This window comes from Planococcus chinensis (genome assembly GCF_042681545.1).
Lineage (GTDB): Bacteria > Bacillota > Bacilli > Bacillales_A > Planococcaceae > Planococcus > Planococcus chinensis.
In genome coordinates, this window is the sequence record NZ_JBHUFW010000011.1 from 67,261 (window position 1) to 88,285 (window position 21,025).

Below are 21,025 nucleotides of genomic sequence, written 5' to 3' on the forward strand. Positions count from 1 at the left end.
TTGTATGGATCAAGCTGCATCCGCTTCTGGATCCTCTGGTTCTTCTGGTTCTTCCGGTTCTTCAGGCTCATCCGTTTCCGGTTCCTCCGGTTCTTCCGGTTCCGGCTCGTCCGGTTCAGCAGGTTTGTCCGGCTCCTCTTCTGGAGGAGGGGTGGTGCCGCTGCTTGGCGGAGTCGGTTCTTCCGGTTTTTCCGGTTTCGGCTTTGGTTCAGCAATGCTGACCGCGTTGGACGGGCCGGATTGTTTGCCGGTGATGTCGACAGCTACAACAATATAGCTGCCAGGGCTCGGCAATTGATAGGAATTGCCGCGCGCCTCTGAGATCGAAGCGATGGACGATCCGCCGCTTCTGTAGATCCGGTAGCCGACCACGTCATTGGATGAAGAATCGCTCCAAGTGATGGTGCGGCCGTCGATGCTGGCGCTCACGCCAGAAGGCGCTACGCCGTTCGGTGTGATGCTTGTCGCGGAAACAACGGATGAGAATCTGGAGTTTCCAGGGAATAGCTTGCTGCCGTCTCCGCCGTATGGCGCCAGCATGCGTTCCACAAAGTCTTTTGAAACGCCGGTGCCTCCGCCGCTGACAAACTCGCTAGGCGTGCTAGGAAGCGCAGCGACACGGCTGCCGTTGATCGTCGTATACGTTCCGGACGTCAAGCTATCATCCGGTTTTGACGGTACCATGACATTGGCGTTGAACAGATCCGATTCGACCAATCCTGCAGCCGAGCATGCACCGCCCGGAGCAAGTCCGGAGATGCCGCAGAACGAGCGGGTGACGACGCCTTTCGGCGCTTTGAAAGTTTCTTTCGTTCCGATAAGTTCCGGGTTGACGTCATAAGAACTGTTTGCCATGCTGGCCCATAATTGGTTCACTCGCACAGATGGCATCAAATTCGAGTTCTTGAAGTTATCAAGGGAGTATTTTTCCTTGTCATAGCCAAGCCATACGGTCATGGTGATGTTCGGGTTGTAGCCGACCAGCCAGACATCGCGTGTATCTTGTGTCGTACCGGTCTTGCCGGCGAAATCGCTGTTGAATTTCAGCAAGCCGTTTGCACGGTTCGCTGTCCCGCGGTCGTTGTTGAACACGTCACGCAGCATATCGGTTAAGATATAAGCGGACTGCGGAGAGTAAATCTCCGACGGTTCCACTTTGCGTTCGAAGACGATGTTTCCGTCCGCGTCCTCGATGCGGTCGATCATATGCGGTTCGATCCGCTTCCCGCCATTGGCAAGAGTGGCGTATCCGCTTGTCAGTTCTTCAACGGAACCTTCGATACCGCCGCCAAGTGCGGCAGAAGGATATCCGTATTTTTCAGGATCCTCGACAGTCGAGAAGCCAGATTTTGCTAAATAGGTAGCTGGTAATTTTTCTTTTATTTGTGCATAGAGACGTAATGCCGGCAAGTTCTGGGACTGTGCCAAGGCATCGCGCGCCGGCATGATGCCTTGCTCGCTTGTTGGCACAAAGTTGGCCGGTTCGTACATTTTGCCGCCATCCATGACAGAGAACTTCACATCGACTACCGGGCTGCCGGCGCCAATGTTGCCGTACTCTAATGCGGGACCATATACAAGCAGAGGTTTGACCGTCGAGCCGAGTGAACGGAATGCCTGCGTGGCATGGTTCAATTTCTCGATTTCATGGTCGCGTCCGCCGACAAAGCTCAGGATGCGGCCGGTCTTGTTCTCGATGGTCATCGATCCGACCTGGACGGGAAGAGGCTTCATTTCTTCTTCGCCGTCTTCATTCGTGACAGGCACGGTCAATGTGGTGCCGTAGCTCTGGTAAGCATTTTTCGCTTTTTCCTGGGCATCGTACATTTCTTTGTTCAAAGAAGAATGGATGCGGTAGCCGTTCGAGCGGACAGCGCGGTCTGCCAAGATGGCGTATTCTTCATAAAGTTTGTTGTTCTCTTCCAATTCCTTCGGGTCGATGCCGTTTTGCTCTGCCAGGACATCCATGATGATCCGGGCTGCACGCTTCTCAAGTTCGACAGTGATGAACGGGTATTTCTCATAAGAACGCTGTTCATCCAACCGGAAATCTTTGACGATATCATAAGCAACGGCTTCGTTATATTCCGCTTCGGTGATGTAATTGGTTTCCTTCATCCGGTAAAGGACCGTCTTCATGCGGTCGATGCCGGGCTGCAGGCCTTCAGCTTCTTTCAGTCCGCCGCCTGATGAATAAGGCGTGTACCGGAAAGGCGCTTTTGGAATGCCGGCGATGAACGCCGCCTGCGGCAAGTTCAATTCGCTGGCAGAAACATTGAACAGTCCATTTGCGGCGGTTTCAATTCCGGCGATGTTTGCACCGGAAGAATTCCGTCCGTAAGGGATGATGTTCAAATAGGCTTCCATGATTTCATCTTTCGTCATGAATTTCTCCAGGCGGAGCGCAAGCAGGATCTCTTTGGCTTTCCGTTCGTAGGAGACTTCATTTGTCAGAATCTGGTTTTTAATCAATTGCTGCGTCAGCGTAGAGCCGCCGGTCTGGCTGTCGGAGTTCGATACGTCCTGGAACAGCCCGCGCATGATCGCTTTTGGGACAATGCCGTCGTGGTCATTGAAGTACTCATCCTCAGTGGCAAGAACTGCATCAACAGCCACTTTTGACACTTTGTCGAGGGATGTTTCCTTCCGCTCCAGATCGGTCGATACCTTACCGATATAGACTTCATTATCGAAAAACATTTCGGATGTTTCTTCGTAGCTGTAAATTTCGGTCCGCATCTCGTCTGGAGACCGAAGCTTTTCTTCATCCACCAGGGAAGCGAAATAGCCGGCTCCGACTGAAGCTGCAAACACGCCGCCGGTGACCAGGATAATCGCCAAAAGCACGGCGAGATTCCAAAACACGCCTGTCGTGATATTCAATCGTCTATACCATTTGGTTGCCGTCCATTTATTGTATGCCGCTTCAGCTTGGTTGAGATATTTCTTCATCTTTTCTTGCACGTTTTTCCCCCCCTAAAATCTCGTTCCATTATAGCATATTCTCGTAATATCAACGAAAAAGATTGACAAGATGGCAAAATAAAGTAAACTAAATTTTATAGTTTTTAAATCAAACGAAGAAGAGTCCGAAGTAGGGCATGCGATCTTTGTCTAGAGAGCCGGTGGGTGGTGCAAACCGGTCAAAGCGCAATGGCTGAATTACAGGCTTGGAGTTTGCGGAAGTGCCCCGATCGGCACATTTTGAGTCGGGAGAATCGGATTCTCCAAGCTGGGTGGTACCGCGCAAAAGCGTCCCTGCATGAACATTCATGCAGGGGCTTTTTTTATTGTTTCATTATCAAAAGGAGGAATTAGAATGGCGAATGAATTATTGGAAGATCTGAAATGGAGAGGCCTCTTATACCAGCAGACCGATGAAGAAGGGCTTGCCGGTTTGCTTGAGAAAGAAAAGATTTCGTTGTACTGCGGTGTAGACCCGACAGCTGACAGCATGCATATCGGACATATCGTGCCGCTCTTGACGCTGCGGAGATTCCAGATGCACGGACACCGCCCGATCCTGCTAGTGGGAGGTGCAACCGGGATGATCGGCGACCCGTCCGGGCGCAATGAAGAACGGCAGCTGCAGACGACTGAACAGATCGATCAGAACGTCGAAGGCATCAAAGTGCAGATGCAGCAGATTTTCGATTTCCAGACGGAGAACGGAGCGCAGATGGTCAACAACCGGGATTGGATCGGGGCGATGAGCGTCATCGAATTCCTGCGCGATTACGGGAAGCTGATCTCGGTCAACTACATGCTGGCGAAAGATTCGGTGGCGTCGCGCCTTGAGACCGGGATTTCGTTCACCGAGTTCTCATACACGCTGATTCAGGCAATCGATTTCAATCACTTGTACGACCACTTCAATTGCCGCGTGCAGATCGGCGGTTCGGACCAGTGGGGGAACATCACGTCCGGACTTGAAGTCATCCGCAAGACGCACGATACTGAAGATACAAAAGCATTCGGCATCACGATTCCATTGGTGACAAAAGCGGACGGCACAAAATTCGGCAAGTCAGCAGGCGGGGCAGTATGGCTGGATGCGAAAAAGACATCCCCTTACGAGTTCTACCAGTTCTGGATCAATACGGCCGATGCGGATGTGATCAAGTACTTGAAGATCTTCACGTTTATCAGCCGTGAAGAAATCGAGGCACTGGAAACGTCCGTCCAGAACGAAGCACATCTGCGCAAAGCGCAGATGGTTCTCGCTGAAGAAATGACAAAATTGATCCACGGGGAAGAGGCGCTCCAAGATGCCCAGCGCATCACAAAAGCGCTGTTCAGCGGAGATTTGAAAGCTTTGTCCGCCGAGGAAATGAAAGCGGCCTTCAAAGACGTGCCATCCGTGGAAATGGCGAAATCGCCGACGTCCATCGTGGATCTGATCGTTGAAGCCGGCATCACATCTTCGAAGCGCCAAGCGCGTGAAGATGTCACGAATGGAGCGATTTCAGTCAACGGCGAGAAAGTGACTGATGTCGAATACATCGTGGATGAAAAAGACCGCTTGGAAGATGCGTTTGCCATCGTCCGCCGCGGCAAGAAAAAATACCACATGATCCAATTCAATTGAACGGATTGCAGAACGGGGGCAGGCCTAAACGCCTGTCCTTTTTCTTGTTTTTTGGAAACTGAATGTTTTAAATATTTAAGCGACGGGTAACCATTCATTAGGCACAAAATTAATAAATCCAAATTTATAGGAGGCGTTAAGAAGATGTCAAGAATGGTAGGTTCATACAATTCAGAAAATGAAGCGATTCGCGCAATTGAAGATTTGAAAGCACAAGGGTACAGCTCAGAGGACATTTCGGTGCTTAGTAAAGATAAAGGTGAAACCCGGCACGTAACAGAAGAAACCGGGACGCATGCAGGCGAAGGCGCAGCAACCGGCGCTTTGACAGGCGGAGCGCTTGGCGGGCTTGGCGGCGTGCTTGCAGGCATTGGTGCCTTGGCAATTCCAGGGATCGGGCCAATTGTTGCAGCAGGGCCGATTGTAGCAGGATTGACCGGAGCAGCAGCAGGAGCAGGTGTAGGCGGCCTCGCAGGTGCCTTGATCGGTGCCGGCATTCCGGAAGATGAAGCAAAAGAATATGAAGGCCATTTCAATGAAGGCCGTATTTTGGTCATGGTGAATGACGGCGGCTCGTCGATTCCTGACCATAATGACCGCGACCGCTTTACAGGAAGCGACCGAGATTCAACGCTCGGAAGCGACCGTACGATTATCGGCAGCGACGGCGATGTTCGCCATGAGCGCGGAGATAGTTTCCGCGGCGACAGCAGCCTCACCGGCCGCAAGGACCACGACTTGTTCGACGACGAGGCGAGGACTGCTGGTCTGGGAAGCAACCGGGATATGCTGGATGGCAGCAACCGGAGCAGCGGCCTCGGCAGCGATGACGGCTTGCTTCGCGATACCGACCGTCGCCTTGGGTCAGACAATCGCAGCGACCGCGATCCATTGATCGGCGGCGAAGGCGATACGACGATCAGAGGCGATCGCGATCCATTATTCGATGACCGTGACGACCCATCCAAACGTGGGCGTGCAGGATTATAAGCAGACGAAAAGCCAACCTTCGCAGGTTGGCTTTTTTCACGCTTGTTTGTTGCGGATAAATTCGGGCAGTTCCATGTCCTGGTATAGAGCCGGATGGATCAGCTTGCCTAAGCGGATCGCACCTTCGATCAACCGCGGGGAAGGGCGGCAGAACAGTTCTTCTTCCATGATGTGGATGTTGCCATAGCCTTTCATGCTATCCCAGCCAGGGCGCTTTCGGACCAATTCCGGCTTGACTTTTGAAGTCATGATGCCGACCCAGGCAAGAAGGATGAACTCCGGATTGCGCTTCCGCACATCTTCCCAATCCGTCTGGATATTCGCCGACTCCACATCGGCGAAGGCATTGCGTCCGCCGGTGATATTGCTGATTTCAGTGAGCCAGTTTATGCGCCCGGGTGTAAAAACAGGTTTCGGCCACCATTCCCAGTAAAGGGAAGGGCGGGCGGGCACCTGACTCGAGCGGTCTTTGATTTCTTCAATCACCGCCTGATACTGTTGGTGCACCTTTTCCGCGTCAATGCCGCAGGCGCGTCCGACAGAGAGCAGGTCCTCGCCGATTTCATCCAATGACTGGGGATTCAGGATCAGATGGGGGATGTTGCGCTTCTCCAGTTCCTCGATATTCTTCTCCATGCCAGGTACACTCAAAGAAGCAAGCACCAGATCCGGCTCCAGAGTTTCCAATTCGTCCATCCGGATGGACAGATCCGGTCCGAGCTTTGGCAAACCGGCAATGTTTTTCGGCCAATCCGAAAAATCATCGATGCCGACCAACAGATGTTCCGCATCCAAAAAAGCGAGCAGTTCGGTATTGCTGGGACAGATTGAAACAATTCGCATAAGTTAGCACCTCCACTTGACTCTAGTCTAGCATATCCGCTGAATTGAGGGGTGTGAGGTATGCTGAAACATGAATAGCAATTATTGCTAAAATTAATGCACCTTTACGCATAATGTATTATAGTAAAGCAAAGGAACTTTCGCTGATTAATTTCTCGATGCCGAAAGTCTGCCCGATTCGATAAAACTTGCCAATGGACAAGCAAAGGGAGAGAAATTATGCTGATTGATAAAGAATTGCATGAATATATATGTGACCGAACATGGGATCTGACAGAACAGTGGTATGAAACTTTGGACAAGAGCCAAGGCGGCGTCTACAGTTCTGCAGACCCCGAAAAGATTAAAACATTGAAAAAGCAGAACCATGCTTTCCATGTCCGTTTCTGTGATATGTTTGCCAAAGATCATGCAGACTTCCTGCAGGATTTCCAGGACTGGATCAATGAAATCGCGGAAGATGAAGAACACATCTCGACGCCGCTTGTCAGCGTCATCGGTGAATTTCTGCGGACGCAGGAGCAATATTTGGGGCTGGTGGGAGATTATGCTGCCCAAAACCAGAGGAAGGTCAGCTATGAGCAATTGAAAACCTGGAATTTGGCCATTGTCCGCACCATCAGCGACATTATTTTGAAGTTTACCCAGCAGAGCACAGATGCAGCACAAAAACGGCTGCAGAACCAGCAGGAAATCATTGTCGAAATGAGTGCGCCGGTCATTTTGCTAACGAAAAATACCGGCTTGCTGCCGCTGATCGGGGAAATCACTTCGCACCGTGCGCAGATCGTCTTCGAAAAAACGTTGAAACAAAGTTCGAAGCATAACCTTGAAAAGCTGTTTGTGGACTTATCGGGTGTGCCGGTCATCGATACGATGGTCGCCCAGCAGATATTCCAGCTGATCAGCGGGTTGAAAATTATCGGCGTCCAGACGGCATTGTCCGGCATCAGCCCGGTTATTGCCCAGACAGCCGTGCATCTGGGCATCAAGTTTGTCGATATCGAAGTGTATAATACCTTGGCGCAGGCCCTTCATCAAAATGAAATCGAGTTTATGGAATATAAGTAAGAGAAAAAGGGCTTTTTAAAAAGCTCAAAACGAAAGGCCAGAGGAGAAAAGCATTGCTTTCCTCCTCTGGCTTTTTCCTTATTCTATAACGGCTGTTGGGAATGAAGGCGGCGAGCAACTTGGCCGAAGGCAGTTCGGCCGACTTGTTTGCGACGAAGCAGCGCAGCGATGCAACGCCCTTTCATGTCTCGAAGCTAGCGCAGCGATGCAGAGACAGGAGCATCCGTTTTGCCTGCGGGACAGCGAAGTGCCGAAATCCACTCGGACGCGAGGCCGAGTTAGTTCGGCGCAAGCCCGCGGAAAGCGTCCGCCGCAATGGACAGCAGCCCTTTTTGGACAGCACCTTTTATTATACAAAGAAACGCTCTGCAGCAATTTGCTGCAGAGCGTTTTCCGGAAACAGAGATTAACGTGAGTAGTACTCAACGATCAACTGTTCGCTGATTTCAGCAGACAATTCGCTGCGTTCTGGGTAGCGAGTGAATGTGCCTGTTTTGCTGTCTGTGTCGATTGTAACGTATTCAGGGACGAAGTTGTTCACTTCGATTGCTTCGTTTACTACATCAAGGTTGTTTGATTTTTCACGGAAAGCAATTGTTTGTCCTGGTTTTACGCTGTATGACGGGATGTCAACGCGTTTGCCGTCAACAAGGATGTGGCCGTGGTTTACGATTTGGCGAGCTTGGCGGCGTGTGCGCGCAAGGCCTAAACGGTAAACAACGTTGTCAAGGCGAGCTTCAAGCAAGATCATGAAGTTTTCACCGTGTTTGCCAGGCATTTTGCCGGCTTTGTTGAACAAAGTTCTGAACTGGCGTTCGTTTACTCCGTACATGAAACGAAGTTTTTGTTTTTCTTGAAGTTGCAAACCATACTCAGAAACTTTTCTGCGTTGGTTAGCACCGTGTTGACCTGGTGCGTAAGGGCGTTTTTCTAATTCTTTACCTGTTCCGCTAAGAGAAACTCCTAGGCGACGGGACAGTTTCCATGCTGGACCTGTATAACGAGACATATATGTCTCCTCCTCTGTTTTTGGTTTTTGAAGTAAAATAAAAACCAGATGCATTCATGCTGCAAGCCATTTTGTTTTCATGTACCTTCGCTCAGCAGCCAAGAGTTACGCGATACACCTAGTCATTAAGATAGGAACAAAATGGACGAACACGCACATACAACTGCTGCGATTATTTTACACAAATTATAGTATAACCGAATCTTATGCAGAAAGTCAACGGTAAGAAAGAAGTCTTGGTCAGAAGCCGGCTTTCCTTTTTCAATTGTTCAAGGTAAAATGGAAGAAGATCCAATGTAAGCGCTTTCTATTTTTAATAAGGGGTGTATCAGCAATGGAAAAACCATCAGTGAATTTGGAAACCGCAATCATACACAAAGGGTATGACAGCAAACAGCATCATGACAGTTTAGCCACACCGCTTTATCAGACGTCGACGTTTTCATTTTCCACAGCGGAAGAAGGGGAGGACCGATTTGCCGGAACCTGTGAGGGCAATATCTATTCAAGGCTCGGCAATCCGACAGTCCGGGTCCTTGAAGATCGGATGGCAGAACTCGAATCTGGCGGCGGCGCTCTTGCCTTCGGATCAGGAATGGCGTCAGTCAGCGCTATTTTGATCCATCTCACAAAGTCAGGCGACCACGTGCTGTGTTCCCGTGGAATCTACGGCTGCACGTTCGGGTTACTTGAAATGATGGAAGAGAAATACGCCATCAGCCATGATTTGGTGTCTATGACGACAGAAGAAGAGATTGAAAGTGCCATCCGCCCGGAGACAGTATGCCTCTACATTGAAACACCGATCAATCCGACAATGGAGCTGGTCAATCTCGAAGCGGCTGTTAACGTAGCCAAGAAGCACGGCCTGCGGGTAGTGGTGGACAATACGTTCAGCTCCCCATACCTGCAGAACCCGCTACAGCTCGGAGCGGATTTCGTCCTGCACAGCGCAACGAAATATCTGAACGGACATGGGGATGTGGTCGGAGGGATATTGGTCGGCAAGGATGCGGACGAAATGCAGGAAATCCGGATGACAGTGCAAAAAGACGTGGGCGGGATCATGTCGCCGTTTGATGCTTGGTTATTGCTGCGAGGCATGAAAACGTTGCATGTACGGATGGATCGCCATATTGCAAATGCCAAACAGGTCCTGGAGTTCTTAAAACAGGAAGCGCTCGTGAAGAAAATCTTTTATCCGTACGATGAAAACCATCCGCAATTCGACATCGCCAAACGCCAAATGCGGGGAGGCGGAGGCTTGATCTCGTTCGAAATTGAAGGCGGCAAAAAAGAAGCCCAAGCCTTCATGAATGCACTATCCCTGATTCAGATTGCTGTCAGCCTCGGGGACGCTGAAACACTGATCCAGCATCCGGCGTCGATGACGCATGCCGTAGTGCCGCCGGAAAGCCGGGAAAAGATGGGCATCACCGAATCGCTGATGCGGCTGTCTGTCGGCCTAGAGCATTCCGACGATTTGATCGGCGACCTTGCTGCCGCATTTGAAGCAGTCAAACCGAAACTCCAGGAAGCATAAAAGAACGCCCGGCTCTCCATTGAGAGCCGGGCGTTCTTTTGAGATTAGATATGTTTGATCAAAACTTCTGCGAATTTCTCGAGTCCGTCCTGGTCTTCTTCTGTGAAGCGGCTGAGTTCCGGGCTGTCGATGTCGAGGACACCGATCACTTCGCCGTCTTTGATCAACGGGACGACGATTTCAGAGCGTGAAGCTGCATCACAGGCAATGTGGCCAGGGAATGCGTGTACATCTTCAACCAGCATGGTTTTCTTTTCAGAAACCGCTGTTCCGCAAACACCCCGCCCGACTTGGATGCGAACGCAAGCCGGCAATCCTTGGAACGGACCGAGAACCAGCTCGCCGCCTTCCATCAAATAAAAGCCGACCCAGTTGATGCGGTCAAGAAATTGGTTCAATAACGCCGAAGCGTTGCTCAAATTCGCTACTTGATTCGTTTCGCCTTCCAATAAGGCGTCGAGCTGTTTGCCGAGCAATGCATATTGGCTGGCACGTGTGCCGCTGTAATCGGTTTGAGTGAACATGAAAACCCTCTTTTCGTTGGATAAGATTCATTTATTATAAAGTCTGCCGTAATCTTTATGCAAGCCATTGACGCTATGGGCATCGGAACCGAATACAAGCGGAATCCTCAACGCTTCAGCATATGCCAGCCATTTCAGCGGCGGATAAGGCTCGAGGCAATCTGGTTTTGAATAGCCGGCACTATTGGCATCGAGTTCAAAGCCGGCGCGCGCCATATGCTCAAGCACTCCTTTGATCCGGTCCCCGTCGTCGACTGCTGCGCCGTGCGCCAACTGGAATTTATGGGCAAGCGTCGGATGGCCGATGCGCTTCGGCTTGTAAGGGCCAAGATCGGCATCGATCGACGCTTCGACCGTAGCGTAATACAAGTCGTATGCCGCTTCAACGGAACCGGCAGCTCGCGCAAGGTCCATGAAAACTTCCTTGCTGTAATCGAGGCAATAATAATGCGGCCCGGCTTTCAGGAAATGAACGGACAAGATGGCATCGTCGAGCGAAGGGCCCACGCTGTCGAGAAACGCGCGGGTCTCCGCTTCATAGCCTTTGATGAAATCGACTTCCAAGCCGACGCGGATCCGGATGTGCTCTTTATATGCATCCTTTGCTTTTGCCACGGCGTCTAAATAAAGCGGCAGGACCTCCATATCCATCCCGCTGTCTTTCATCGGGGTCGTATCCGTAAAGGAAGGGGGAAGGGGAGCGTGCTCGGTAAATGAAATGTCGCTGAAGCCTGAAAGGATCGCTTTTTCAATATAAGCATCCAAGGCATCTGGCGTGCCGTGCGGGCAAAAAGGCGTATGGATATGGCCGTCTCGTTTCATAGAAAAACCAACTTTCTTTAGAGAATAAAAATTTTTATTCCATTTCTTTTATTTTGGCCAACATAAGACTTCAATACATGTTAAAATAATAGAATCATGAATACATTTATATAGAGGAAATGTGATTTGGAACAGGGGGCTAATGACTTATGATGAAGTATATCATCATTGCGGTCATCATTCTATTAGCGGTAATTATCGTCGGATTCATGTTTCGAAAGAAACACAACGCGGAAATTGAACGCTTGGAACAGTTAAAACTGCAAATACAAAACAAACCGATACTCGAAGAACTGACAAAAGTGAAACAGCTGAACATGAACGGCCAGACAGAAGAGATGTTTGAGCGCTGGCGCGGCATTTGGACTGAAATCATGGATGTACATATTCCGAAAATCGATGCAGCCCTGTTCGACGCAGAGGACGCAATTGACCGGTTCAACTTCGGAAAAGCGACAAAAATCGAACGCGATATTGAAACCCGCATCGAAAATGTCGATCAGGAGATGAACAAGATCCTGACGGAATTGAGCGAATTGATTGGCAGCGAAGAGAAGAACCGCAGCGAAATGGACATTATGAGAGATCATTATCGCCAGGCACGCAAGAACCTGCTTGCTCATCAGCATTCCTATGGTGCAGCAGCCGGACCGCTTGAGAAAAAGCTGGAAACGTTCACACCGATGTTCGCTGAATACGACGAATTGACAGAATCAGGGAATTATTTGAAGGCTCGTGAAATTGTTATGAGCTTATCCGATGAAGCTGATTACGTCTTCTCATTGATTGACGACATTCCGCCGCTTTTAGCGGACGTCCAGTCGAAAATCCCGGCATCCATCCACGAGCTGCGCAGCGGCGTCCGTGAAATGGAATCGCAGTCCTATTACCTGAACCACCTTGAACTGACAGGGCAATTGGATGCAATGGAACAGGAGCTCGCAGCAATGAAAGGCCAGATTGCCGCACTCCAGATTGCTGAAACCAAAGCGAAAGCCGAAGAAATGAAGGATCGGATCGATTCATTCTACGAATTGCTTGAAAAAGAAGTTGCTGCGAAGCATTATGTCGATCAGTACAAAGGGGAGACGGGACGCCAGCTGGAAGTGATCACCCGTGAAACCCGCGATACATTCGATGAATGTGCAGTGGTGCAGCAAAGCTATAAAATCACTGAAAGCGAAGCGGCAATTCCAAGAACTTGCTTGAACAAACTGGAAGAGCTGCAGCGCCGGTTCGACCTTTTGATCTCGCGTACGCAGGAAGAACAATCCGCGTATTCGAGCCTGGAAGAAGAATTGCGTGCGATCCGCAAAGAATTGGCGGAAACGGATACGGCTCAAAGCGAATTCGCCTCTTCATTGAAGAACTTGCGCATTGATGAAACGGCAGCCCGGACGAAAGTCGAAGGCCTGAAACGCCAATTGCAGGAAACGGATCGATTGCTCCATAAAGCGAACATGCCAGGGATTCCGGAAGAGATGGATGTCCGCCTGGAAGAAGCCGAAGAGCATTTATTTGTAGCAATGCAAGGCCTGCAGGAAGTGCCGCTGAACATGAAGCTGGTTGACAGCTACTTGACGAAAGCGGAAAAATGCATTGATGAAGTGGAAGATAAAGCGAAGGAAATGGTGGAGAATGTGCTGCTGATCGAACGGATCATCCAGTACGGAAACCGTTACCGCAAGACCAATCCGCAAATGAATGCCAAGCTGATGGAAGCCGAAGAATCGTTCCGCCAGCTCCGTTATTCGAAAGCATTGGAAGAAGCAGCGACGGCAGTCGAAAACTTTGAACCGGGCTCGATGAAGCGCATCGAAGTGCTGGTCAAAGAAGATGCATGGCGCGTATAAAATCATACAAAGACCACCAGCCCCGGGCTGGTGGTTTTCTTTTCGGAGGTGGACAAATGATTTACTTGGACAATAGCGCAACGACAAAACCGAGAGCCGAAGTGCTCGAAACATTCATCAAGGCGAACACCGATTTTTATGCCAATCCGGCTTCGATCCATGCAATGGGAAACAAAGCGGAAGATCTTCTGGAAGGAGCGCGGGCGCAAATTGCCGGCCTCTTGGGGATGCCTCGGGTCATCTTCACATCTGGGGGCACCGAGTCGAACAATCTGGCGATCATCGGCACCGCTGAATCGCTCCGCCCTCGCGGGAAGCATTTGATCACTGCGGCGACAGAGCATGCATCCGTGTTGAAAGCGATGGAAGTGCTCGAGGCGCGGGGGTTCGAAATCACGCGCCTCGCTGTGGATGCGGAAGGCAAAATCAAGCTGGATGAATTGCAGAGCGCGCTCAGACAGGATACGATTCTTGTGAGCTTGATGCACGTGAACAATGAAATCGGGACAATCCACCCTGTAGCACAAGTGAAGAAGCTCTTGGATGGCACGCGGACGCTCTTGCATGTCGATGGGGTCCAAAGCGTCGGGAAGATTGCCCTGCCGGAAGAAATGCCGGATTTGTTTACAGTATCAGCCCATAAAATCCACGGATTGAAGGGCAGCGGCGTCTTGGCGTATGGCGACCAAGGGGGATTGTCGCCCCAAATCCACGGCGGCGGGCAGGAAGCGGGCATCCGCAGCGGGACCGTCTCCGTGCCGAACGCCGCAGCTTTGGCAAAAGCGCTGCGGCTCGCAGCACCGCGGGATGAATACACGGCTTGGAACCGGGAGCTCCGCAGTTTCTTTGCAGGCTTTCCGAAAGCGCGTATTGTCAGTCCGGAAGGAGCCGCGCCGCATATCTTGTCGGTGGCTGTCAAAGGCATCAAAGGAGAAGTGCTTGTGTCGGGGCTTCAGCAGGAAGGGATCATCGTCTCTACATCGAGCGCCTGCTCGTCAAAAAGCAAAAGCACCAGCCATGTGATCGAGGCCATCGCCTTGCCGCGTGAATTCAAGGATGGCGTCATCCGGATCAGCACGGGCGCATTCACTAGCCAGGAAGAAATCGAAAGCCTGAAACGGGCATTCACCAAAGTCTATGAAATTATCGAAGGAGTTTAATATATGAAAACAAACCAAATCCTCGTGCGCTACGGCGAGTTGTCAACGAAGGGCAAAAACAGGAGCTCGTTCATCGGCCGGCTCCGCGACAATGTGCGCCAGACCTTTTCAGATATCGAAGGCTTCCGCGTCAAAGCGGAGCGCGACCGGATGTTCATCTACCTGGATGACGAAGCTGCCATGGAACAGGTTTTAGCGCGCTTGCCCCGGGTGTTCGGCATCCAGACATTCAGTCCGGTCACACAGGCTGAACTGTCGCTTGAATCGATGCAGGAAGCGGCGATGAAAGTGATGGAAAAGCTGGATACGGACCAGAAAAGCTTCAAGGTTTCCGTCAAGCGGCCCAATAAAGCATTTCCGCATGAAAAGCCGGAGATTGTCCAAGCGGTCGGTTCCCAAGTGCTGCGGAATTATCCAGGCTTGTCTGTCCAGATGAAAGACCCGGACATCGATTTGAAGATTGAAGTGCGCGAAGAAGGCGCCTTCATGATGGCCGAGACGATCCAAGGTGCCGGCGGGCTTCCGGTCGGTGCAGGCGGCAAGGCGCTTTTGATGCTGTCGGGCGGTCTTGATAGCCCGGTTGCCGGCTACCATATGCTAAAGCGTGGCGTCCGCCTGGAGCTGATCCACTTCTTCAGCCCGCCGTTCACCAATGAACGGGCGAAGGAAAAAGTCTTCGACCTGGCTGAAAAGCTGAGCGGGTTCGGCTCATCAGTCAATCTCCACATCATTCCGTTTACCAAGCTGCAGCAAGAAGTCCATAAGCAGGTGCCGGATAATATCACGATGACTTCGACACGGCGCATGATGATGCGTGTGGCTGACCTGGTATTGGAAGAAACCAAGTGCCAGGCCATTGTCACTGGAGAAAGCCTGGGGCAGGTGGCCAGCCAGACGCTTGAATCGCTTCATGCCATCAATGCAGTCACCCATACACCGGTGCTCCGGCCGCTGATCGCGATGGACAAGCTGGACATCATCGAAACAGCCCAGGCCATTGATACGTATGACATTTCAATCCGGCCGTTTGAAGACTGCTGCACCATTTTCACACCGGCTAATCCGAAAACAAAGCCGAAGCTCGAGAAAGTCGAGTATTATGAAAACTTCGTGGATTTTGACGAGCTGATCCGGGAAGCGGCAGCTGAACGGGAAACGATCAAATTTCCGCGGGCCAAAGCGGCCGCGTTCGATGACCTGCTGTAACCGGGAATGAAACATCCGAATATGAAGAATGATTGGGCGGCATGGAACTTTTCCATGCCGTTTTTTTCATGCTTCATTATAGAGGAATTATTTTGAATACTAAAACTTTTGCGATATAATGAAAGGGATTTAGTTAAACTAACGCCAAGGGGGATTTTAGATGAAGCGAGAAGAATTGCTGGCACCGGAATCGTACAACTTAGTGGAAGAAATCGAACGGTTCGCTGTAGGGGATGGCAAGAAGGCCATCATCTTGGAAAACGATAAAGGCGAAACACATGAAGTTACATATGACGAATTGATGAAACGCGCGAACAAAGCGGCCAATAGCTTCCAAAAAGCTGGCCTCGCGAAAGGCGATATTGTGCTAGTCATGGTGCCGCGCCTAATAGAGGCGTACGTGGCTTATATCGGCGCACTGAAAGCCGGGCTGGCCGTCATTCCGAGTTCGGAAATGCTCCGTGCAAAAGACATTTCCTACCGGCTGAACCATAGTGACGCAAAGGCCGTTATCGCATATGAGCCGTTCATGGACCAGTTTGCTGATGTGAAAGAAATGGATCGTGTCGTCAAATTTGTCATCGGAAAAAGCGACAGCTCATGGATTTCATTGACCGACGAGATGGAAAATGCCTCCGAAGAATATGAAGCAGCTAGAACGAAAAGCGGCGATATGGCATTCCTGTCCTATACTTCAGGCACGACAGGCAATCCGAAAGGAGCTGTCCATAGCCATGGCTGGGCGTACGCACATCTGCGGACATCGGCTGAACATTGGCTAGGGGCGAAAGAAGGGGATCTTGTATGGGCGACTGCGAGCCCGGGCTGGCAGAAGTGGATCTGGAGCCCGTTCCTGGCGACGCTCGGCAGCGGCGCGACCGGCTTTGTCTATAACGGCAAATTCGACCCGGAAGTCTACTTGCAGATTCTGGAGCGCCGCAAGATCAACGTGCTATGCTGCACTCCGACGGAATACCGGTTGATGGCGAAGCAGAAAAACCTGGCTTCCTTCGACTTGTCGTCGTTGAAGAGCGCCGTCTCAGCAGGAGAGCCGCTGAACGCCGAAGTCATCAATGTATTCAAGGACAACTTCAATTTGAACGTCCGCGACGGCTATGGCCAGACCGAGAACACACTGCTGGTTGGGGTCATGAAAGAAATGGAAATCCGCATCGGTTCCATGGGCAAACCGACACCCGGGAATACAGTGGAAATCATCGATGAATTCGGCAAACCGGTGGCGGCAGGGGAAGTCGGCGATATTGCGGTCCATGTCGATACGCCCGCTCTGTTCAAAGGTTATTTTAAAGACGACGAACGGACCAAGATGCAGTTCCGCGGCGACTATTATGTGACCGGCGATAAAGCATCGAAAGACGATGACGGTTATTTCTGGTTTGAAGGAAGAGGCGACGACATTATCATTTCATCCGGCTACACGATCGGGCCGTTTGAAGTGGAGGATGCGCTCGTCAAACATCCCGCTGTTCAGGAATGTGCGGTGGTCGGGTCGCCGGATGAAATCCGTGGGACCATCGTTAAAGCCTTCGTCGTCCTGGTGGATGAGAACACAGCATCGGATGAACTGGTGAAGGAATTGCAGGAGCACGTCAAGGAATTGACCGCTCCTTATAAATATCCGCGGGCCGTGGAATTCATTCCGGAATTGCCGAAGACGGCATCCGGGAAAATCCGCCGCGTGGAGCTGCGCCAGCAGGAAAATAATAAACGATAAACGGCGGCCGGTTTTACCGGCCGTGAGGCTGTCGAGAACTTTCTATAGCCGAGTTCATAAAAGAAATGAACTTTTCACACCGCTTCGGTCGCTTGGGGCATAGCTCTCGCCATGAGCCGAGAAGGACACTCGTCTCATGGCTTCGCTTAGCCCACGGACGCGCCGGCGCTGGATAGGCTTTCTAGAAGAGAAATATTTCTCACCTCAACCTGGTTTATTAAGCTTCTCTTAGATATGAAGCAAAATAGCGGAGACACCTGCGGGAGCAGCTCGGAGCGAGCCCGCGGTATGCGTAGCTGTTTTGCGGAATATCGGTTTATCATTTTACAAGAAATTAAATCTATCTCTTTCTCAACATGCTGGCGGCCGGTTTTACCGGCTGTTTTTCTTTTGCCTTCATTTCTGTGGGAAGATCGAAAATCGAAGAGGCCAATCGGGCTTCGAAGGTTTACTTTGAAATTATCCAGGCATATAATTAGTCTATTATTTCGAGCAACAAAATATCTAGAGAGAATGGTGAAGGCGGACAATGAATGATGAAAAAAGAGGCATCCTCTACACAGCGCTGACATACACAATATGGGGATTTTTGCCGATCTACTGGAAGCTGCTCGACCAGGTGCCGAGCGATGAAATCTTGGCCTCGCGGATCGTCTGGTCGCTGTTTTTGACCGTGGCATTCATTTTCCTGATCAAGGGACGGAAGATGCTCTTATCGGATCTAAAGGATTTATGGAAATCAAAAAAGACATTTTTCACGTTGATGATTGCCTCCTACCTGATCACGTTGAACTGGTTCCTTTATATTTTTGCGGTAACGAACGACCGGATCGTTGAAACGAGCCTCGGCTATTACATCAATCCGCTCGTCTCGATGCTCCTCGGAGTCATTTTCCTGAAAGAAAAATTGTCGCCTGCAATTAAATTCGCATTTGTTCTGGCTGCGACCGGTGTGACCATCTTAGCCGTTTCTTACGGTACATTGCCGTGGCTTGCTTTCGGGATGGCGTTCAGTTTCGCTTTCTACGGATTGATCAAAAAGACGATCAAGCTGAATGCGCTCCGCGGGCTGGCGCTTGAAACCCTGTTTGTCATGCCGGTTGCCGTGGCTTATTATATCTACCTTTTTGCCAACGGCGATGCGCATTTCCTGCATACCGGCGTGTCAACAGACATTCTGCTGGTCATCAGCGGGGCCGCAACGGCGCTTCCGCTCTTCCTGTTTGCGACAGGCGCACCGTTGATCCCGCTGTACATGGTCGGATTCCTTCAGTACATTGCGCCGACACTGATGCTGATCTTGGGCGTATTGGTCTACGGCGAGGAATTCAACCGCATCAACCTGATTTCATTTTCCTTTGTCTGGGTGGCCCTCGCCATTTTCACCACTTCCAAAGTGATGGAGGCGCGGACGGTAAGAAGAGGCCGGCTCAATTCAGGGCATTGATTTCAAAAAGGGCTGAGACGAAACTTTTGGACCGGTTCCCCGTATAATATGGAGTAGAAACAAAAGGAGGGAATCAAGGCGTATGAATACAAAAAGATGGATTGCGGTGATTGCGGCCGTTGTGTTGCTGGGAGTATCCATTGTCATCAACTCAGCATTCGCGATTTTCCAGAGCGGCTTCGGCACAGGATTGGATGAATGGGTGGCGCCCACTGAAGGCGAGCTTGCTGAAACAGTCATCGAGCCAGGAGACATGAACAAGCGGATTGCGGTCCTTAATGTAGAAGGGGCCATCCAGGATACCGGCGAAGCCGCATCTTTTTTCGGCACAACCGGCTACAATCATGACCTGTTCATGGAGCAATTAGAGAAAATCAAAGAAGACGATACCGTGAAAGCGGTTATGCTGAAGGTCAATTCGCCGGGCGGCGGCGTAGTGGAATCCGCAGAAATCTATGACAAGATCACGGAAATCCAGGCAGAGACACAAAAGCCGTTTTACGTTTCGATGGGGGCTACTGCAGCTTCAGGCGGATATTACATCTCTGCGCCGGCTGAAAAAATCTATGTCAACGAAGAAACTACTACAGGATCTATCGGCGTCATCATGCAGCTGATGAATTACGATGGCTTAGCAGAAAAATACGGCGTCGATTTTGTTACGATCAAATCAGGCCCGTACAAAGACATCGGCAGCCCTACACGGGATATGACCGAAGAAGAGCAGAAGATTCTTCAAGATATGCTGAACCAGTCTTATGAGTCGTTTGTCGATGTTATTGAAGAAGGGCGCGGCATGACAGAAGCGGAAGTGAAGGCAGTTGCAGACGGCCGCATCATGAATGGCCGCCAGGCAGTCGAAGCCAATTTGGCTGATGATTTCGGATTTGAAGAAGACGTGCTGGCTGCACTCCGCGCGGACTTCGATCTTGGGGACGCTGAAGCGTTTGAATACGGAGCTTCCGAAGGGCTGGGCTCCTTGTTTTCGATGAAAGTGAAATCGATGTTCAAACCGGACTTGGAGTCGGAAATGATTGCAAAATTGCTGACAGATTACAGCGCGCCGCGCATGATGTATTTGTATGGCGAGAACTGAGGAAGGGGCGATAAGCATGGCGGACCAAACAAGCGGAACACCTTCCGTTGAGGAGCGGACCGGGCAAGCCCGTCCTGACACTCAGCGCTATGAAGAAGTGCTTTATTACGAGCGGATGCCGGCCGGTTTCTGGATCCGGTTCTGGGCCTATTTGGTCGATTTGCTGGTGGTAGCGTCGCTCACATCCATTGTGGCGAAACCGGTTTTCCTGCTGCTTGGCATCGAGACGGCTAATGGCGCCTGGTATGCGCCGTATGCCATTGTATCCGCAATTTTCTTTTATGGCTATTTCGTGCTGATGACGAAATTCTTCTCGCAGACAGTCGGCAAGATGATTTTCGGAATCCGGGTTTTTTCCTTGAAGGAAGAAGGGCTGTCCTGGGGGACGCTGTTGTTCAGGGAATGGATCGGGCGATTTTTATCGGTGACGATTCTACCGCTTTATTGGATTGTGGGATTCACCCGATTAAAGCAAGGCGTCCATGATTTTATTGCGGATACGACCGTGATTCATGAAGCGGCCTACCAAAAACATAGAGAACTTCGGAAACCGCACGTGGATGGGTCTGAGTTGCAAGAGACCCGGGCGTTCTAGTAAGATGGAGAAAGAAAGGGAGGCGTTTTGATGGTACAGATCACGTTTAAGAATAACCCGGTCACATTGCCGGGGAATGAAGTCAAAGTTGGAGACCAGGCACCGAACTTCACTGCACTTGCAAACGATTTAAGCCCAGTGACATTGGAGGATACTTCCGGGAAAGTCCGGTTGATCAGTGTTGTTCCTTCTTTGGATACAGGTTTATGTTCGGATCAGACAAAACGGTTTAGCGACGAAGCGGCTTCACTTGGGGAAAACGTAGAAGTATTGACGATTTCGGCAGATTTGCCATTCGCCCAAAAACGTTGGACAGAGATCAATAAGGTGGATTCGATCACCACATTGTCTGACCACCGGGATTTGTCCTTTGGGCAGGCATACGGTACAGCAATGAAAGAATTGCGCTTGTTGGCCCGTTCGATTTTTGTCATCGATGAAAATGACAAAGTGGCGTATGTGGAATACGTGCCGGAAGGAACCGACCACCCGAATTATGAGAAAGCGCTCCAAGCAGTAAAAGAACTGACAAACTAAAACCGG

General features: G+C 50.7%; 17 protein-coding genes. 12 read left to right on the forward strand and 5 right to left on the reverse strand.

The window, feature by feature from the left end; genetic code table 11:
• Window positions 1–9 precede the first annotated feature (9 nt).
• Window positions 10–2,952, reverse strand: a complete 2,943-nt coding sequence (locus tag ACFSDB_RS12945) for a transglycosylase domain-containing protein (protein WP_417629301.1) — start codon at window positions 2,950–2,952, stop codon at window positions 10–12.
• Window positions 2,953–3,319: 367 nt separating this feature from the next.
• Here ACFSDB_RS12945 and tyrS point away from each other — a divergent pair, with 367 nt between their 5' ends.
• Window positions 3,320–4,588, forward strand: a complete 1,269-nt coding sequence (tyrS, locus tag ACFSDB_RS12950; RefSeq protein ID WP_204890218.1) for a tyrosine--tRNA ligase — start codon at window positions 3,320–3,322, stop codon at window positions 4,586–4,588.
• 144 nt (window positions 4,589–4,732) lie between these two features.
• Window positions 4,733–5,578, forward strand: coding sequence for a general stress protein (locus ACFSDB_RS12955; RefSeq protein ID WP_204890219.1), 846 nt, complete (start codon window positions 4,733–4,735; stop codon window positions 5,576–5,578).
• Window positions 5,579–5,614: 36 nt separating this feature from the next.
• Here the strand turns inward: ACFSDB_RS12955 and ACFSDB_RS12960 are convergent, their stop codons facing one another.
• Window positions 5,615–6,421 (reverse strand): cobalamin-binding protein, encoded by an 807-nt coding sequence (locus ACFSDB_RS12960; protein ID WP_204890220.1) that lies wholly within the window; start codon window positions 6,419–6,421, stop codon window positions 5,615–5,617.
• Window positions 6,422–6,640: 219 nt separating this feature from the next.
• On the opposite strand from ACFSDB_RS12960, the gene ACFSDB_RS12965 reads away from it, so the two are divergent.
• The gene (locus ACFSDB_RS12965) at window positions 6,641–7,492 is read left to right on the forward strand and encodes an STAS domain-containing protein (protein WP_204890221.1); all 852 of its coding nucleotides are present in this window, start codon (window positions 6,641–6,643) and stop codon (window positions 7,490–7,492) included.
• A gap of 406 nt (window positions 7,493–7,898) precedes the next feature.
• Here ACFSDB_RS12965 and rpsD read toward each other — a convergent pair whose 3' ends face one another.
• On the reverse strand, window positions 7,899–8,501 hold the full coding sequence (gene rpsD / locus ACFSDB_RS12970) for a 30S ribosomal protein S4 (RefSeq protein WP_204890222.1): 603 nt from the start codon (window positions 8,499–8,501) through the stop codon (window positions 7,899–7,901).
• 334 nt (window positions 8,502–8,835) lie between these two features.
• Here rpsD and megL point away from each other — a divergent pair, with 334 nt between their 5' ends.
• Window positions 8,836–10,044 carry a methionine gamma-lyase gene (megL, locus tag ACFSDB_RS12975; RefSeq protein WP_204890223.1) on the forward strand — a complete coding sequence of 403 codons (1,209 nt, stop codon included), beginning with the start codon at window positions 8,836–8,838 and terminating at the stop codon, window positions 10,042–10,044.
• A 44-nt stretch (window positions 10,045–10,088) separates the two neighbouring features.
• Here the strand turns inward: megL and ACFSDB_RS12980 are convergent, their stop codons facing one another.
• Both ACFSDB_RS12980 and hisJ read right to left on the reverse strand, forming a co-directional pair.
• Window positions 10,089–10,568: a GAF domain-containing protein gene (locus ACFSDB_RS12980; protein ID WP_204890224.1), complete on the reverse strand. Its 480-nt coding sequence runs from the start codon at window positions 10,566–10,568 to the stop codon at window positions 10,089–10,091.
• A 27-nt stretch (window positions 10,569–10,595) separates the two neighbouring features.
• A complete protein-coding gene (hisJ, locus tag ACFSDB_RS12985; RefSeq protein ID WP_204890225.1) occupies window positions 10,596–11,390 on the reverse strand; it encodes a histidinol-phosphatase HisJ in 795 nt (264 codons plus the stop codon).
• 149 nt (window positions 11,391–11,539) lie between these two features.
• Between hisJ and ezrA the strand changes: the two genes are divergently transcribed.
• From ezrA to tpx, 8 genes are all read left to right on the forward strand, one after another.
• Window positions 11,540–13,243 (forward strand): septation ring formation regulator EzrA, encoded by a 1,704-nt coding sequence (gene ezrA, locus ACFSDB_RS12990; protein WP_204890226.1) that lies wholly within the window; start codon window positions 11,540–11,542, stop codon window positions 13,241–13,243.
• A gap of 56 nt (window positions 13,244–13,299) precedes the next feature.
• Entirely contained in the window at window positions 13,300–14,403 is a 1,104-nt protein-coding gene (locus ACFSDB_RS12995) for a cysteine desulfurase family protein (RefSeq protein ID WP_204890227.1), read from the forward strand.
• A 3-nt stretch (window positions 14,404–14,406) separates the two neighbouring features.
• Window positions 14,407–15,609, forward strand: a complete 1,203-nt coding sequence (gene thiI, locus ACFSDB_RS13000) for a tRNA uracil 4-sulfurtransferase ThiI (protein ID WP_204890228.1) — start codon at window positions 14,407–14,409, stop codon at window positions 15,607–15,609.
• Between the two features lie 160 nt (window positions 15,610–15,769).
• Window positions 15,770–17,344: an acyl-CoA synthetase MbcS gene (gene mbcS, locus ACFSDB_RS13005; protein ID WP_204890229.1), complete on the forward strand. Its 1,575-nt coding sequence runs from the start codon at window positions 15,770–15,772 to the stop codon at window positions 17,342–17,344.
• A 529-nt stretch (window positions 17,345–17,873) separates the two neighbouring features.
• A complete protein-coding gene (rarD, locus tag ACFSDB_RS13010; RefSeq protein ID WP_204890230.1) occupies window positions 17,874–18,791 on the forward strand; it encodes an EamA family transporter RarD in 918 nt (305 codons plus the stop codon).
• 82 nt (window positions 18,792–18,873) lie between these two features.
• A complete protein-coding gene (gene sppA / locus ACFSDB_RS13015) occupies window positions 18,874–19,887 on the forward strand; it encodes a signal peptide peptidase SppA (protein ID WP_204890231.1) in 1,014 nt (337 codons plus the stop codon).
• Window positions 19,888–19,903: 16 nt separating this feature from the next.
• Window positions 19,904–20,482: an RDD family protein gene (locus ACFSDB_RS13020; protein WP_204890232.1), complete on the forward strand. Its 579-nt coding sequence runs from the start codon at window positions 19,904–19,906 to the stop codon at window positions 20,480–20,482.
• 30 nt (window positions 20,483–20,512) lie between these two features.
• Window positions 20,513–21,019 (forward strand): thiol peroxidase, encoded by a 507-nt coding sequence (gene tpx, locus ACFSDB_RS13025; protein ID WP_204890233.1) that lies wholly within the window; start codon window positions 20,513–20,515, stop codon window positions 21,017–21,019.
• The last annotated feature ends 6 nt before the right edge of the window (window positions 21,020–21,025 follow it).